General features: G+C 36.0%; 15 protein-coding genes. 10 read left to right on the top strand and 5 right to left on the bottom strand.

The genetic code is table 11. The features are described 5' to 3' along the window. A complete protein-coding gene (locus tag IGJ14_RS07315; RefSeq protein WP_065095935.1) occupies nucleotides 1-2,583 on the top strand; it encodes a glycosyl hydrolase in 2,583 nt (860 codons plus the stop codon). A gap of 125 nt (nucleotides 2,584-2,708) precedes the next feature. After that, a complete protein-coding gene (locus IGJ14_RS07310) occupies nucleotides 2,709-3,563 on the top strand; it encodes a GRP family sugar transporter (protein ID WP_065095934.1) in 855 nt (284 codons plus the stop codon). Nucleotides 3,564-3,644: 81 nt separating this feature from the next. Here the strand turns inward: IGJ14_RS07310 and IGJ14_RS07305 are convergent, their stop codons facing one another. Genes IGJ14_RS07305 through IGJ14_RS07295 form a run of 3 tightly spaced genes read right to left on the bottom strand, consistent with a single transcriptional unit; the run spans nucleotide 3,645 to nucleotide 6,038 of the window. Beyond that, nucleotides 3,645-4,313 (bottom strand): hypothetical protein, encoded by a 669-nt coding sequence (locus IGJ14_RS07305; protein WP_019723399.1) that lies wholly within the window; start codon nucleotides 4,311-4,313, stop codon nucleotides 3,645-3,647. Next, nucleotides 4,306-4,800: a nucleoside 2-deoxyribosyltransferase gene (locus IGJ14_RS07300; protein WP_029594057.1), complete on the bottom strand. Its 495-nt coding sequence runs from the start codon at nucleotides 4,798-4,800 to the stop codon at nucleotides 4,306-4,308. Before IGJ14_RS07300 ends, IGJ14_RS07305 begins: the two co-directional genes overlap by 8 nt. Before the next feature lie 20 nt (nucleotides 4,801-4,820). Next, entirely contained in the window at nucleotides 4,821-6,038 is a 1,218-nt protein-coding gene (locus IGJ14_RS07295) for a GNAT family N-acetyltransferase (RefSeq protein WP_019723397.1), read from the bottom strand. A gap of 148 nt (nucleotides 6,039-6,186) precedes the next feature. Here IGJ14_RS07295 and lepA point away from each other — a divergent pair, with 148 nt between their 5' ends. Both lepA and IGJ14_RS07285 read left to right on the top strand, forming a co-directional pair. Beyond that, the gene (lepA, locus tag IGJ14_RS07290; RefSeq protein ID WP_065095933.1) at nucleotides 6,187-8,022 is read left to right on the top strand and encodes a translation elongation factor 4; all 1,836 of its coding nucleotides are present in this window, start codon (nucleotides 6,187-6,189) and stop codon (nucleotides 8,020-8,022) included. A gap of 781 nt (nucleotides 8,023-8,803) precedes the next feature. Next, nucleotides 8,804-9,235 (top strand): DUF4231 domain-containing protein, encoded by a 432-nt coding sequence (locus IGJ14_RS07285; protein ID WP_002305693.1) that lies wholly within the window; start codon nucleotides 8,804-8,806, stop codon nucleotides 9,233-9,235. A 231-nt stretch (nucleotides 9,236-9,466) separates the two neighbouring features. Here IGJ14_RS07285 and IGJ14_RS07280 read toward each other — a convergent pair whose 3' ends face one another. Beyond that, the gene (locus IGJ14_RS07280; protein ID WP_019723395.1) at nucleotides 9,467-9,724 is read right to left on the bottom strand and encodes a hypothetical protein; all 258 of its coding nucleotides are present in this window, start codon (nucleotides 9,722-9,724) and stop codon (nucleotides 9,467-9,469) included. Between the two features lie 162 nt (nucleotides 9,725-9,886). Here IGJ14_RS07280 and bsh point away from each other — a divergent pair, with 162 nt between their 5' ends. Beyond that, entirely contained in the window at nucleotides 9,887-10,861 is a 975-nt protein-coding gene (gene bsh, locus IGJ14_RS07275) for a choloylglycine hydrolase (RefSeq protein ID WP_019723394.1), read from the top strand. A gap of 537 nt (nucleotides 10,862-11,398) precedes the next feature. On the opposite strand, the gene IGJ14_RS07270 is transcribed toward bsh, so the two are convergent. Then, a complete protein-coding gene (locus IGJ14_RS07270) occupies nucleotides 11,399-11,701 on the bottom strand; it encodes a DUF5960 family protein (RefSeq protein ID WP_019723393.1) in 303 nt (100 codons plus the stop codon). A gap of 588 nt (nucleotides 11,702-12,289) precedes the next feature. Here IGJ14_RS07270 and IGJ14_RS07265 point away from each other — a divergent pair. From IGJ14_RS07265 to rpsN, 5 genes are all read left to right on the top strand, one after another. Next, complete coding sequence (locus tag IGJ14_RS07265) at nucleotides 12,290-13,666, top strand: FtsX-like permease family protein (protein WP_065095747.1); 1,377 nt, start codon at nucleotides 12,290-12,292, stop codon at nucleotides 13,664-13,666. A 193-nt stretch (nucleotides 13,667-13,859) separates the two neighbouring features. Then, nucleotides 13,860-14,567 (top strand): ABC transporter ATP-binding protein, encoded by a 708-nt coding sequence (locus tag IGJ14_RS07260; RefSeq protein WP_065095746.1) that lies wholly within the window; start codon nucleotides 13,860-13,862, stop codon nucleotides 14,565-14,567. Nucleotides 14,568-14,792: 225 nt separating this feature from the next. Then, entirely contained in the window at nucleotides 14,793-16,181 is a 1,389-nt protein-coding gene (locus tag IGJ14_RS07255; protein ID WP_104776749.1) for a C39 family peptidase, read from the top strand. Between the two features lie 244 nt (nucleotides 16,182-16,425). Then, nucleotides 16,426-16,785 (top strand): YxeA family protein, encoded by a 360-nt coding sequence (locus tag IGJ14_RS07250; RefSeq protein WP_195339395.1) that lies wholly within the window; start codon nucleotides 16,426-16,428, stop codon nucleotides 16,783-16,785. Between the two features lie 250 nt (nucleotides 16,786-17,035). Then, the gene (gene rpsN / locus IGJ14_RS07245) at nucleotides 17,036-17,305 is read left to right on the top strand and encodes a 30S ribosomal protein S14 (protein ID WP_019724116.1); all 270 of its coding nucleotides are present in this window, start codon (nucleotides 17,036-17,038) and stop codon (nucleotides 17,303-17,305) included. Nucleotides 17,306-17,319: the final 14 nt, after the last annotated feature.

The following is a 17,319-nucleotide window of genomic DNA, read 5'->3' as shown; positions in this document are numbered from 1 at the left end:
ATGACAAATATACACATTGTAAATCACACACATTGGGATAGAGAATGGTACTTTACTTCAATGGATTGCATCGTTTTAAGTGATCAGTTGTTTACAGATGTTTTGGAAGAGTTGAAAAGACAACCTAATGCTACTTTTGTTTTAGATGGACAGCTTTCGATCTTAGATGATTACTTGGAACTATATCCAGAAAAATTATCAGAGATCAAAGAATTAGTTGCGAAGGGTCAATTATTTATTGGCCCTTGGTTTACACAAACTGATGCGTTTTTTGCCTCGGGTGAGTCTATTTTAAGAAATGCAATGGTGGGCGTCTTTGAAAGTAAAAAATATGGGGAGTATCTACCTATTGGTTATCTTCCAGATACATTTGGATTCAACGCACAAATGCCGACGATTTTAAACGAAGCTGGGTTTGACAATATCATTTTTTGGCGTGGGATCGACTTAGGTGAACATGTCCACTCGCCATATTTCAAATGGAAAAGTTTGAGTGGAGAGAATGAATTGTATGCGGTGAACTTTCCTCAGGGCTATGGTGCGCAACAACAACTAGAACCAACGAAGAGTTATGTGGAAGGACGATTAGACAAAGGCATTGATTTCATCAAGAGCTACGCAGATGAAACAGAAATTTTGATCCCAACAGGAAACGATCAATTAGGGATCATCTCGTCTTTAGAAGAAAAAATCGCTAAAATCAATCAAATCGGTAAATATAACTATCAAACAAGCACGTATCAAGCGTTCATGGATTTGATCCGTCAAAAGGATCTGGAAGAGTATCAAGGAGAGTTTCGCGCACCTGTTTTTGCCCGTGTGCATAAGACGATTGGTTCTGTCCGTATGGATCTAAAACGTGAGATTTTCAGATTAGAGAATAAACTGACACTTGAAATCGAACCAATGGTCGTGATTGCGAAGGAGCTAGGCATCGTTTTGAGCAATCGCTTAGTCATGAAGGCATGGAAAAAATTATTTGAGTGCCAAGCACATGACAGTTTAGCCGGCTGTGTGTCAGATAGTGTCGCGCAAGACATCGCCCATCGTTTGAAAGAAGTATCAGAAATCTGTGACAGTATCGAAAACTTGGTATTGAAAAGAGTTTCTGAAGGACTACAGCTGACAGATCAACAATTCTTGATTTTGAATACTTCAGTTACACCTTTCAAAGGAAAAAAAGTGGTAAAACTTATCTCAAAAGTCAATCAAATCGAAGTATTGGGCCATGATTCTGCCGTCATCTCGATGGATTATGTGCCTAGCCGCCAAAATATCATGGAAGAAACACCTGCTGGCAATCGTTTTATCGAAGAACCAGGGTACTATATTTTACAAGTAGCAGTTGATTGTTCCTTTGATGGACTAGGTTATCAAGTCTTCGATTTCGTTGAACACACTACAGCTGAGCTACCTGATATGACGCCACGAACGATGATCTCAAAAGGGAACTATTCATTGACTTTTGAAGAGGGACAACTTGTCTTTTCAGATGGTGACCAAACGATCAGAGACTTCTTGACGATCGTGGATGATAGCAATGCCGGCGATACTTACGATTATTCGCCGATACCAAATGATCACCCAGTCTCTTTGACATTTGATTCATGTAAAGGCAACGAAGAAACCTTGATCTTGGAAGGAAAACTAGAGCTTCCTTATACATTGGCAGAACGTATCGCCGGTCAAACAACGAAAGTCTTTGCTTACCAGCTGACATTGAAGTTAACGGAACGAGGAGAGGTCCAAGGTTGTCTTTCTTTTAGAAATTCTGTGTTAAATCACCGTATCCGTATCAAAACAAAGTTGAATCAATCAATTGAAAAAGTTGTTTCTGCGATCCAATTTGGTTACTTGGAAAAAACAAACCAGTCAATGAACGATTGGGAACAAAAATACTCTGAGATGCCAGTAAATATCGAGCCCTTTGAAAAACAAGTGATCGCGTATAGCGCCGAAGAGGCATTAGTGTTTTATACCGAACAAAGTAAGGAATACGAATATATCAATGACTCCTTATATGTCACAGTATTAGCCACGACAGATTCGTTAGGGAAACCAGATTTGCTGTATCGTCCAGGACGTGCTTCAGGAGATACGACGAAAAAAGGGCATATCATGATGGAGACACCGCTTGCTCAAATGGAAAATCAACGGATCGATTTTGACTTTTCAGTGCGCGTGGCGCCAACTGATATTTCAGAACACACATTAGTGACATGGAAATCAGACAAAGAACAACCGTCGATTTCGTATCAATTGCAAGATTTGAATTATTTTGTTTATCGAATCGACAATAAGATCCAAAGTAGAATCCAACCACTTTCTTTGAGTGAAACGACATATACGCAGATCTCGTTAGATTTGGAAGAAGGATTGGCTGTCAGTGCGATCCATAATGCTTATTATTCAGAAGGTGTAGTGATTCGATTAGTCAATGGAACCTCAGAAAAGCGTAACCTTGAGCCAGAGAAGCTTTTTTCAGGGTTCAAATACACACGTATCAATGCCTTGGAAGAAGAAGTGACAGAGACAAAAACGATCAGCGGCTATGGCTTAGCCACCTATTTATTAACAAAATAAAAAAACGTTGAGGCACAAGTTGATTCTCAAGGAGTTGCTTCTGGAACACCGTTTAGCGGGTTTTAGGAACAGCAAGTTGACTACTTGTGTCTCCCTTTAGTTGTGAAATTGAAAGAGGAGAAATTATGGCGATACACCTTTTATTTTTAGCTTTGATCCCAGCATTAGGGTGGGGCATGATGCCAATATTATCTAAGATCATGGGGGGCAAGTCAGAAGAACAATTGATTGGCACCACCATTGCAGCCTTACTATTTGGCTTGATATTTAGTTTGTCTCAGCAAGTAACATACCAAACGGTTTCATTCATTGTTTGTTTTTTGTCCGGAGTATTCTGGGCGGTGGGGCAATATTTTCAGTTCCGCGCATTAGAAAAGGCTGAAGTGTCAAAAGCGATGCCCATATCTGTCGGGACACAATTAGCCTTTGTCACGCTTATTTCAGGAATTTTTTTATTGGAATGGACGAGTTTCTTTGTCGCTATGATGTCGATCGTGGCGTTGGCGGTCATTTTAGTCGGTGTGCTATTGGTGACTAAGACAAGCAATGGAAACAGCGCAGTGGCGAAACAAGTGATTGTCTTTTTGTGCATTTCATCTGCGTTTTTGATGCTATATGTAACGATCACTAGTTATTTTGATATTCATGGACCGCAAGTGTTTCTACCTCAATCCATCGGCATGTTTGTTGGAGGGATGATCCTCTCAATGAACAAGATCAGACAATTGAAAGTCAACGCTATCGCTCGAAATATCCTCACTGGTAGTTCCTGGGTGATCGCTAACACGACGTTATTTGCTGTGTCTGCGTCTTTAGGTGTGGGTATTACTTATGCCTTTTCGCAAATGAGTTTACTTGTCGCAACTTACGGAAGCATCATTCTTTTGAGAGAGAAGAAGACATCATTAGAAAAACACTCAATCTATTTGGGTACATTGGTGTATGTAGTGGGTGTGGTTGGAATGAGTCTTTTAAAATAAAGAATTGAAAAAAATTGACAAAGGATCAAACAAAATCCCTTGCCAATTTTTTTATTTATCTATCATACTTGCTACGATTGATCAGTGATCTAATTTTTGTAGTCGGTAACTCTCAAAATGTGCTGGGTCTTTTTTCACTTGGACCCACGCATAAACACCCATGATAAAGGCGCCGACTGTATTTGTTAGTAAATCTCCCATTGTATCCATCAATGCTTCGCGTCCGACGAAGAGCGTACCATCAGATGCAGCAAACCGTTGCAAGTTCATTCCTAAGAATTGGTCGCATAAAAACTCCCAGAATTCCCAGAAAACACCGCATAACCCAGCAAAAGCAAATCCGAATAAGAGAAATAGCCAAGGACTTGTTTTCTCGATTGGTGCGTCTTTCAGCAAGAAGCCGATCAAACCGTAACCTAAGGCAGTCAGAACCATCGGGCTAACGGCATGTAAGATTTTATCCCAAAATGAAATAATACTGATCAAGTGCATACCTGTTCCTAAAAAGACAGAAATGAACAAGAAAAACCAATAAAATAAAACAATGGCATCAGGAACATGGATCTTGAATAATCGGCGAACGATCTGTGGCAAATAAATCAATAGGATACCTGCCAGTGATTCGACGATAAAGGTGATTCCTTGTGTGGTCGAATATTTGTTTGTTACAAATTCGAAAATGTTATAACCAACAACAAATAGACCGAAAATCGTTAATGCAATCTGAACTTTTTTTACTGTCTTACTCACTAATTTTTCCCCCAGCTAGATATGATTTCAATGCTTCGAACAATGCTTCTTCAGAAGACACGATCGTTCCGTTCAACTTGATCAAGCCGACCGTATAAAGATTTAAATAATGGAACTGATTTTCACCAGCCTGTTGCAAGGCAGCGACTTTTTTTGGATGAGTCGCTCCTTGTTGGCGGCTGTCTGTGTATAAACCAATGATCGGGATGCCTTTAGCATAGGCGACTCCGATCTCAGAAGCAACTCCGGCATCGATCGTTAATCCGTCTAAAAGAGCGATCATCAAGTCACTTTCTAGTACTTTTTCTGTATCAGCCAAGGCAATCATTTTGCTGTCTGCATATGCAGTCTTATCATTGATGGCTTCGTTTTCTTGTGGCAGATAGATCGACAAATCAGAAGAAATCTCTCTGATTTTTTTGACAAGAGATTCGTTATAAAGCAAATCTCCCTTTGCAAAAAGTGGTGCTGCAAAATAAATATTCATTCGTTTCAACATCCTTTGTATTAGAAATAGTCACTAAAATAAGCTTCCATGTTGGGGATGATCCGCTCTAATGTCTTGACCATCTCCTCATCTGTGGTTATGCGCTCGATTCGAGCAAGGTAAGAAGCACGACGATAATTCATCATTAGACACGTCAATGTTTGGATATCTAAACGAACCATTTTACCAATCGGTTCGTTAACGATCGACAAGTGGCCATCTCGCCACGTCAAGCCAAATACGCCATTATTCCAAGGTGCCACGGAATCTTCCACGATGAAATGGAAGTCTTCTGCTGTACCAGAAAAAGGGAAGCGCTGGATAAATTCTTTGACGTCAACGATCCTTGCCATAAAGTAAGGTTCGATCTGTTCTTTGATTTGACTATCTTCTAATAAAAAAGCAAGGGGTTCATTTTTGTAGATATCGCCATGTACCCAGTAAACCATTGAAAAATGTGCAGAGATGAAGTTCCACAATCCGTTACGCGCCTCTTGGTTCAAATAAAACATCTCTTTGACATGGAAGACTTCTTCGGCGACCCAATAAAAAAGCACTCCGGTTGGCTCATTGTCACTATTGTAATAAATCGCCGCAGTCCGTTCTTCTTCATTTTCAAAACGCCAATATTCTTCCCAGTGAAAGGCACTACGAAACAGCGCACCATGATTCTTTCCCGCAAACTGTTGATAGACACGGAAAACATCTTCGTGATCGACAGGCAGTCGTTCCACGATACCAGAAACAGGTACTTGTTTAGGTAGTTGCGTATCACGTATTTTAAAGGATAACTTATCTGACATGATTTCCCAACCTTTACGCCTGTAATAAGGGATATTGTAAGGATAAAGATAAGAGATCCACTGTTTATTTTTGCGCATGTTGTCTAATGCGACGATGATCAAGTCTTGCATCAATCCATGGTTGGCATATTCAGGATAGGTTCCAACACCAGTCACTCCGCCCATTTGGTACCGTGTACCGTGGATATTGACCTCGCAAGGATAGATCGCGATTTGAGAAATCAATTTTTCTTTATGAAACCAGCCGAATACATTTGATAATTCTAGAATCGGTCGCTTGGAACGTACAAATTCCCGTTTGTTTTCAAATCCACTTTCTTCAATATCAGAGTCAGTGACTTGAAAAACGTAGGAAAGTAACTCGTTGAACTGGTCAACATGTTCCTCCGTGACAGGCTTCAACTCAAAATTTTCTCTAAAATCTGTTTGGTCCATTTTTTCAACTCCAATTTAGTTACTTGTTCACAGTATAACAAAAGTTTCTAAAAAAAACTTCTAAAGTCCTTAGAAGGAAAAAGTCTTTAAATTCCTCCTTTTCGTTGGTATAATGAAAAGTGCTGATTATATGAAAAGAGGAGACGCTATGGATATAAAGAAAATGAAACAACGCCAAGAGCAAATTCGAAATTTTTCGATCATTGCTCATATCGACCATGGGAAATCAACTTTGGCCGATCGGATTTTGGAAAAGACGAACACTGTGACGTCTCGCGAAATGCAAGATCAGTTATTAGACTCCATGGATCTAGAACGTGAACGTGGGATCACGATCAAACTTAATGCCGTAGAATTGAACTATACGGCTAAAAACGGGGAGACATATATCTTCCATTTGATCGATACCCCAGGGCACGTCGATTTTACCTATGAAGTATCTCGAAGTTTAGCTGCCTGTGAAGGAGCAGTCTTAGTCGTGGATGCCGCTCAAGGGATTGAAGCACAAACATTAGCCAATGTTTATTTGGCATTAGATAATGACCTAGAGATTTTACCAGTCATCAATAAGATCGATTTACCAGCCGCAGATCCAGAGCGTGTGCGTAATGAAATCGAAGAAGTGATCGGCATCGATGCCAGTGAAGCGGTGTTAGCAAGTGCGAAGTCTGGGATTGGTATCGAAGAAATACTAGAACAAGTAGTGGAATATGTCCCAGCACCGTCAGGCGATATCGAAGCTCCTTTGAAAGCATTGATTTTTGATTCGATCTATGACAGTTACCGCGGAGTTATTTTAAATGTACGTATCACCGATGGTGTTGTCAAAGCAGGGGATAAAATCAAATTGATGAGTAACGGTAAGACCTTCGATGTGACCGAAGTCGGCGTTTTCTCACCAAAAACGATTGCGCGTGACTTTCTGATGGTCGGTGATGTCGGTTATATCACCGCAAGCATCAAGACAGTTCAAGACACAAGTGTTGGGGATACAGTGACACTTGCGGATAATCCAGCTACAGAAGCATTACCAGGTTATCGTAAAATGAACCCAATGGTCTATTGTGGCTTATACCCGATCGACACATCACGATATAATGATCTACGTGAAGCATTGGAAAAACTTCAACTGAATGATGCTGCTTTGCAGTTTGAACCAGAAACATCACAAGCACTCGGCTTTGGTTTCCGTTGTGGCTTCTTGGGATTACTTCACATGGATGTCGTCCAAGAACGTTTAGAGCGTGAGTTCAATCTTGAATTGATCACGACAGCACCTTCTGTAATCTATCATGTCAACAAGACAGACGGTTCGATGGTCGTTGTTGATAATCCTGCTGATTTTCCTGAACCAGTCACGATCCAAGATGTCGAAGAACCTTTTGTGAAAGCACAGATCATGGTACCTAATGAGTACGTTGGTGCAGTCATGGAACTTTCGCAACGTAAACGTGGCGATTTTATTACGATGGATTATTTAGATGACTATCGTGTCAATGTTGTTTATAATCTTCCATTGTCCGAGATCGTCTTTGATTTCTTTGACAAACTTAAATCAAGCACGAAAGGCTACGCTTCACTTGACTATGAAATGTCGGGTTATCAAAAGAGCAAGCTAGTGAAAATGGACATCTTGCTGAATGCTGAAAAAGTCGACGCATTAAGCTTCATCGTTCACCGTGATTTTGCCTATGAACGCGGAAAAGCCATCGTTGAAAAACTGAAAAAATTGATCCCTCGTCAACAATTCGAGGTACCGATCCAAGCGGCGATCGGACAAAAAATCGTTGCCCGTTCAGACATCAAAGCGTTACGTAAAAACGTGTTGGCTAAATGTTACGGTGGTGACGTTTCCCGTAAACGTAAACTTCTTGAAAAACAAAAAGAAGGTAAAAAACGAATGAAACAAATCGGTAACGTCGAAGTCCCTCAAGAAGCCTTTATGGCCGTTCTGAAAATGGATGAGGATGAACCGAAGAAATAGTAAGGGGTCTAGCCGTTGGGCTAGACCTTTTTTGTTGCTTTTTCCCACGGATTTCCCACGGTTGTATGGGAAATTTAAATCATACTGTCTTTTAACATTCTTTCAAATATATCTAGTTGACGGAACAAATCACGTTTTTGCGAGTAGCTGCAAGTGCGCCAGTTCGGCAAAGAAATGCGAATGCCAAGCTTGATAAATTCACTGTATTTGAAAAAGTCACAGCTCGCGTTGCTGGATGATTAGTACCTAGCACTCCGCAAGGATCTATTCGTGCAAGAGCATTCGTTTTGATTATGGAGCATGGCACCATAAAGAATTTAATCGCATTGAATCTAAAGGTATCTTATGCCCAGATGTCAAAAAAGCATATGGTTATCAAGGTGGAGATACACTTGGTTTTGATGTAACTTTTGATACTGATTTGCTGAAAGGGAAGAAGATTGATATTGTTTTACGCCGATGCAATCAGTCTAATGGTTAAGGTGCAGTAAATGATGTGCGGATTTCTGATATTTATTTAACGCTATAAATAAAAATAATCCCTCTTTGAGGGGCGGTACATAAAAATTTATTATTTAGATTCTATAAACATGTGCAACTTATCTAACAACAAAGTATATATTCTACAGAAGTAAACAAATAGCTTATATTTTAGGATGTACACAAATTGACAAGTATAATAAAACTTTGATAAAATACAAATGTTTTTTTATTTTTATGTGTGATTAGTTAGAACTTACTTAAATCCTATTATAATATTTTTGTTAATGATTTTAATAAAATGATTGGAGAGAAAATGATGGATCAAAAAGCGTTTATCGAATCTATTGATTCTACAATCGATAGATTAAAAAAAGAAATTCGATTTTATAATAGAGTAATTGGTATCGGAAATATTATAAAAATAGTCTTATCAGCTAGTATCCCAATATTAATTGATCAGGCTTCCGAACACAGGTCTTTACTATTGATTGTTTCAATTGCTTCAGCAATAATTACAATTATACAAAGTGGGATGTCTGCATTTAATTATCAAGATAAAGTACAGACTTCGACAGAGTTATTAATGAAAATTGAAAAAGAAAAGTTGTTATATATAACGAAAACATCCCCATATAATAAAACAGATGAAGAAAATTTCCATTTAATCGTTACAACCCTTCAAACTGAATTAAATGATATTATCTCTGATTTTAATCAAGTTAATAACTAAAAATTTATTTAATTAGAAAGTAGTGCAGATAATACTAATTGTACAATTAAGAAAAGAGATAAGACTTTACATTTTTTTAGGAATGTAAAGTCTTATCTCTTTTCTTAATGCTATAAATTCATAATAACATTATGGACAATAAATTTAAAATTTATTCAGACTGTAGACAAACTCCTAAATTTAGAGTGTTGTTTGCAGTCTGACGACTCAAAAATGAGTCGTATAAATCAATTATAGTAATAAGTCATTGATTTCTTTAAATTCTTTATCAAGTTCTTTTTCATCATATTTTTCATATTTATCAGCTTCATGAAGAACTTTTTTAATTTCATGAATAGCCTTTCGTTCAACTAACCATTTTTTTAGGTTATGTTTTTTTTCTGGATTTTCAGATAACGTATCAAGTTCGTCTAACTCTTTATCCAGTTTATTGACAACAGAAACAATTCTGTTTACAACTTTTTCTTCTTTGTTTTCTAAATTTGACATTTATCTTCACGTCCTTTTTATTTGATAATTTAAGTATAGAACTTTGATATAGTTTATACAAATAGAAACGCTTCTTCGTGTATTCTGTGATTTTCTTTTGAAATGAGGAAAACTTTGGAGTAAAATGAACGTGGACAGAACAATATTTAGGAGGAATAAACTATGTGTACGTCTATTACTTATGTAACAAGTGATCATTATTTTGGAAGGAATTTTGATTATGAAATATCTTACAATGAAGTAGTCACTGTTACTCCAAGAAATTATAAGTTGAATTTTCGAAAGGTAAATGATTTGGATACTCATTATGCAATGATTGGTATTGCCGCTGGTATAGCTGACTACCCTCTTTATTACGATGCGACAAATGAAAAAGGATTGAGTATGGCTGGGCTAAATTTTTCTGGGTATGCTGATTATAAAGAAATACAAGAAGGGAAAGACAATGTATCTCCTTTTGAATTTATTCCTTGGATTTTAGGACAATGCTCAACAGTAGGAGAAGCTAAAAAATTGTTAAAAAATATCAATTTAGCAAATATAAATTATAGTGATGAACTTCCTTTATCCCCTTTACATTGGCTATTAGCTGATAAAGAAAAGTCAATTGTCATTGAAAGTATGAAAGATGGACTTCATATATATGATAACCCTGTGGGCGTTCTTACCAATAATCCTTCATTTGACTATCAATTATTTAATTTAAACAATTATCGTGTCTTATCGAGTGGAACTCCTAAAAATAATTTTTCAAATCAAATAAGTTTGAATGCCTATAGCCGCGGTATGGGAGGGATAGGCTTGCCTGGAGATTTATCCTCAGTATCTCGTTTTGTTAAAGCGACTTTTACGAAGCTGAATTCTGTATCTGGAGATTCAGAGTCAGAAAGTATTAGTCAATTTTTCCATATCTTAGGTTCAGTAGAACAACAAAAAGGTTTGTGTGATGTTGGTGATGGAAAATATGAATATACAATTTATTCTTCTTGTTGCAATGTTGACAAAGGAATCTATTATTATCGAACATATGAAGACAGTCAAATTACTGCAATTGATATGAATAAAGAAGACTTAGATAGTCATAAGTTAATTAGTTATCCAATTATAGAAAAACAACAAATTAAATATATAAATTAGTTAATGTGTTGTGATTGATTATTTAATATAGATATAATACAAAAAGGCAAAGATATTTTCAAAACATTTTTTCTTGATGTGATATCCTTGTCTTTTTTGTAATGTTTTTAACTTATTACTTTTGCAAAATTTATTTACCTGTTTTCTGGATCAACGATAGTGTATATTATGCTATCCTTGTTTGATTTTAGGACGTTTAAAGAGGCACTTTTTTACATAACTTAATCCATAGACCTTTTAAGCATGCTGTGAGATAATAATAAAAAAGAGTTTAAAGCGCACCCCAAACCACTTCCCCATAAGTGTATTACGCTTTAAACTCTTTTATATTTGAATTCACTAAGAAGCATAACATATTTTTGAAAAAAAGTGAGAAAAAAGGCTTATAATTAGGATTTAGAGTAATTAATTAGATGTTTATTTTATAGGACTGATATTATAGATTACAAATAGTATCGTATTTCGCAATCTTAAAATTATCTTCTTACTATGAATAAGATAATAAAATTTGTATCTGTCCTTTTTAGGTAACTTATTTTAATCTATATACCTTTCTGGATCAACGAAAGTATACTTTATATAGTCATAACGTCGATGATCGCTCCGTGTGTCTGGCACGTCAGTCACGATATCAAACAAAAAATATACATCCTTCTTCATTCTCGTTTTCGCAGCAGGGATTTTAAAGTAGTTCTTATTTGAATAGTAGAGATTGATTAATAAGCTTTCTTCGATTGCTAAAAAGAAAACTTCTGAATCCCATACTTTATAAAAATATTTGATAAATCTATTCGAAGGATCAAATTTAAACCACAATAGTGTTTTTACTTCCATTAACATATAAAGTTCACCTTAAAAATACTAACAAAAGTTTTTTTGTAAACCTTAAATAAAGATAATATCTCCCACATTTCTCCCACGTAGTCTATATAAAACCACAAAAAAATTTGAAGTGATACGAAGAAGAGTGAAAAAATAATAGAATATACAGCAATTGAAAACACTTCTACATGAAGCAAATTAAAACTTATTGAAAATGTACGTAATGCTTTTAGAATACAAGACTATAAGAAGCCTTCATGGCCGTTCTGAAAATGGATGAGGATAAGACGAAGAAATAGCTATTTCAAAATGAGAATACTAAATGATTTTGATTCTTTGTCAAAATGATGTTGGCAAAGAGAAATCTTAGAATAATTTGGACAGTAAGAAGGAGTTAACTTCTTTCTGCTCTTTTTATTTGGACAGAAAGAATCCATTGTCGAGTCATAATCCTTAATGGTTAATTTTACTAACAAAAATATAGTCGTATTTATTACTTTGTAATTAGAGTAATACCTTTCAGAATAAGGCTAAAGTCTAATTGTTACTACAATTTTCTTATGCTACCTTAAATTTAGAAATACTAAATGAGGAGGCAACAAATAAATGTTTAAGTTGATTTTAAAGCAATTTTTACAACACTGGAAAATTTGGCTATCCATCCTGCCTATTTTTATTGTTTCTGGATTAATATTTAGCACTGCTTTTGTGATATTAAATGCTTTAAGTAGGGCTGGTCTTAACAGTTCAGTTGATTATGGTGTTTTTATGCAGTTACCAATAGTAATAGGGATAGTAGTGTTGTTTTTATTGACTACCAATGCAATGAAACAGTGTATAGATTTTTTTGATGAAACAAATGACATATTGCTTCTTTTAGGGGCTTCTCCTGCTCAAATTAGTTTGGTAATGACCGGTCAAATGTTAATAATTGGGATGATTGGAGCCTTTTTTGGAAGCTGCTTCTCCTTAAAATCTTCACAGCTTTTTTTATCCACATTACCTTCGAGTGCTGCTAAAGAATCTCTTGTACATATCCCTCTTCAGTTCTCATGGAATATCGTTTTTGCTGTGATAATGATTCAACTAGCAATTATTCTATATACATGTATGCGCTATTGTCTTAAAAATTATAAGAAAAGAAAGGGAAGCCTTTCTTCTCATAGAGCATCTAATAAAACGAAGAACAGTGGTAAATTTTTGGGAATAATTGCGTTACTCATAAGCGTAGGTGCGACATTATATTTATATTTCAAAAATATTCCTGATCCAACTTTAATAAAAGAATATACTCAAAGTATGAGTAACTCAATGAATTTATTGCTCCTTCTGTGGCTTTCTATACTTATGACTATGAATTTTTTGATTCGTCCCATATTTCGAGGGATCGTACATATAATTGTTGGATTACCAAAAATGACAAAGAATCCAATGGTCCGCACTGCATTTTACAATATGCAATACAATATAGAAGAATTAGTAAAATTAATTCGTCCTGTCAGCATCATTACCTTATTAGTTGGGAATTTTATAGCTTTGTTTCTCAACACTAAACTACTGATTGATGGTACAAATGATAACTCTTATATTTCAGATTTGATCATCAACCTTATTTTTGTATTTGGCGCTCCAATATTAATCAGCTTGGCGAACGTAATTGTGTCAATTTGCCTTTTTAGAATAAAAACAAAAGTTGAATCTAAAAATTATTTTTATACTGGATGTACACCAGATTGGATTTTTAAAATGAGAATCATTGAAATCAGTATAGTTTCACTTATCTCAATAGTAGTTACTCTCATTGGAATGATAATGTTTGCGATTCCTTTATTAAGAGTGACATATCTGGGTGGTGGCAATATTTTTAAGGCAAATTGGTCGGTTAATCTCTTATTATCGTTAGGCGCTTTTCTAATATTCGGTTTATGTTTTATTGCAATATATTGGTTTGAGCGCTACACGTTAAAAAAGTATGTCGAGTAGATTTATTAATATACTAAAAGAATAGATTGTTTTAATTGAATCAAACACAAGAAAGTAATTAATTCAAATTGAAAGAAGGAAAGAAATTGCTGAATTGGGAGATCCTTCTACTATCAATGAGTAGTTTGCGCCCTACAGTTTTGTATGAGAATTTGATTTATAAACTAGAATGATTTTATGGAGGTTAATATCGATGAGAGAGATAGTTATTTCAATAAACGAATTAAAAAAAGAAATAGAGCTTGCGAAAGGAAATCTTTTACAAGTGCTTACTGATATTTCTTTTGATGTAAAGCAACAAGAGTTTGTATCGATCGTAGGACCTTCTGGTTCAGGAAAAACAACGTTGCTTCATTGTATCTCTAGCTTATTACCTCCTACAGAGGGAGAGGTGATGATCGATGGCGAATCACCATATGGATGGAGTGCAGCGAAATTAGCAAAGTTTCGTCGTAAAAAAATTGGTTTTATTTTTCAAGATTTTCAACTCATACCTTCATTGTCAGCCTACGATAATATGGTACTCCCAGGAACATTGAATGGGCACAAAATAAAAAGGGAAAATATCGATACTTTGGCAAAACGATTGGAATTAAAAGCGGATTTACATCAGCCTATTGATGCTCTTTCGGGTGGTGAACAACAAAAAGTTGCAATTGGGCGCACAATATTAGCAGATCCAGAAATATTATTTTTAGATGAACCTACTAGCGCATTAGATACTCACTCACGTGTCCTTATTATGGAAGTACTGAAAGAATTAGTAAGCAAAGGAAAGACAATCGTTATGGTGACTCATGATCTAGAGCTTGCCAGTCAATCTTCCAGAGCAATTGTTTTAAAGGATGGGCGCATTCATAATAATATAAGTTCGCCAACATTGGAAACCCTCATATTCTAAAAGATACGATTCATTCATATCTACCTTAGCTCCATCTACTTTTACTCAATGAAATTAGCGTATGCTTTCTTTGGTTCTCAAATGGATTAAACAAATCATTCGGACAAAAAAATAGATTCATGTATAATTTAATCAGAGTTTATATTACTATCGTTATAATATTTTTAGGAAACATCTTATGTAAAATCTATTGCTATTTTTTGTTCATTTATGAGGAGGAAAAAGATGAAAAGGGGATTTATTTCTAAGGGGATTTGTGGGTTCACGATACTTGCGATATTAACGAGTTCGTTTGGTGTGAGTCAAGTTTTTGCAGAGGATTCGTCTACAATGGATACCTCGACTGAATCGACTCAAACGTCAGCAGCTCCACAGATAAATAGTACAGAAACGAATGAAGTCAGTCAGCAGACAGAAACGACAGAAACAGAGATACCAGCGCAAGAGTCACAACAAACGCCACCAGTACAAGCGAGTAAAGAAACAGAAGTTCAACCAGAGCAACCACAAACTGCAATCGTCGATGGAGTAGAAGTCGCTTTGGAAGCGCCAGAAAAAGCTGGTAAAAACGAAGCGGATATCACACAAGCGCCAAAAGAGGAATTGATCGAAGGCTCTCCAAGACTATTTCGAGCAGCTGTGCAAACGATTCCAATGTATCGTTTATTCAATCCACATAGTGGGGAGCATTTTTACACGAGAGACACTGGTGAACGAGATAATTTAAGAAGGATTGGTTGGAATTACGAAGGTGTTGGTTGGCAGGCACCGACAAGTGGTGATCCAGTCTATCGTTTGTACAATCGCTATAATGGAGAACATTTTTATACGTTGAACGCAAAAGAAAGAGATAGTATCACGAAACAAGGCTGGAAGTATGAAGGAATCGGTTGGTATTCCTACAAAGGGGCGAATGCCATTCCTGTCAGTCGTTTATATAGTAAACGCGTGAACTGGCACCATTACACATTAGATGAAAACGAGAAAAAAGTAATCACGAAACAAGGGTGGGTCTATGAAGGTGTTGGTTGGTACGCAGTTGGCAGTGGTCAACAAAATCAAGAGGACTATAAACTATTGGGTGTGAAAAATTACAACCAATATGCGTTAGGTGCGCCAAGTGGATGTGAAGGGGCTTCATTATTGCAAGCACTTCAATATAAAGGAAAGATCACCAACTGGAGTTTGACTCAATTCTTGAACACGATTCCTAAATCTCCGAATGGTAATCCAAACAGCGGTTTTGTTGGCAGCCCATTCGTCGAAAATTCATGGACTTATTCTGCAATTTATCCTGCACCTTTGACGACGTGGGGCAAGAAGTATGGAAATGTCCAAAATATTTCAGGTAGCTCGATGAATACGTTGTTAAACGAAGTCAAAAATGGCCATCCGGTGGTTGCTTGGGTTACGATCAACTTCCAACCAATCCGTTGGGGGAATTGGAATTTTGGTGTCGCAGCGAATAATAATCATGCGGTTACTCTTGATGGATATAATAAAGGAAGTAATCAAGTCCATGTATCTGATCCTATCAGTGGTTCTTATTGGATGAATCGGACAACATTTGAAAATATTTATAATGCACGTAAATACGCGGTAGTTGTAAGATAGACTAAAGCTTAACAAAAACAATGGTTGCAGTAATTCTTTTCCCATAACCTGTAAGATCCGAGAATAGTTTGGATTTTATGGGTTATTTTTATTGCATTATTCTATCTAGATCAAAATCAATGGTTAGAAACAAATTCTATTACGTTAATGTAAGTTAAACATAGGAAGAATAGATTTCGGATCATTGCCTTATTTAGTATGATTTAGACAGGAAGTGAAAAAGAATAGGAAAGTGGGAATGATAATGGGAAAACTAGTAAAAGGATTATTAGCAATTACGCTTATTTTAGGAATCGGTGCATTTTTTATTGAATCAAAGTCAGAAGGCTTTCAAGCATTAACGGATAATTTTTTATCTGATAAAGAAGTGAAAGAATATTATGTAAAAACAAGTAGTGGGGATAAAAAAGGGAAGGATTATCTCTACACGTTTGAAGGATACGATGAAGATGGCAATCAACAAACAGTAAAAAAATTAGTGGATCACGAATTAAAGCAAGGTAGATACTTAAAAATCTATGCAAAAGGAATGCAAGGAAAAGGCTGGAGTGAAGTAGCAGAAAACGAAGTGCCTACGAAAGCATTGCAAAAAATCAATATATAATGGCTGAAATGTTTAATTACATTTGAGGTAGTTAATAATAAAAAAAGCTCACCGTGATGGATGTGATACATGTCATGGGGGCTTTTTCAATGTTCTCAAAAACACACGCTCAGTCCAAGCCCGCTCAGCCATATTTTTTATTAGTATTTCTTTTTTGACAAACAAATAAATAAATGGTAATGTTATTCTACTCAAAACGTAATTATTACGATTTGTATAATATAAAGTGAAATAAAGGAGCAGATTATTAGTGGCAAAAAAATCAAAAATTGCAAAAATGAATAAGCAAGTAGCTTTGATCAATAAATATAGTGAACAACGTCAAGAGTTGAAAGCAGCAAAAGATTATGAAGGACTAGCTAAGTTGCCAAAAGAGTCTAATCCTAATCGTTTAAAACTGAGAGATCAGACAGATGGCCGTCCTCGAGGCTACATGAGAAAATTTGGCATGTCTCGAATCACTTTTAGAGAACTGGCACATCAAGGGTTGATCCCAGGAATTAAAAAAGCAAGTTGGTAAAATAGGAGGAAAAA

It is taken from the genome of Enterococcus sp. DIV1304_2 (genome assembly GCF_050555445.1).
Lineage (GTDB): Bacteria > Bacillota > Bacilli > Lactobacillales > Enterococcaceae > Enterococcus_B > Enterococcus_B pernyi.
This window is presented reverse-complemented; position numbering and strand designations above follow the sequence as displayed.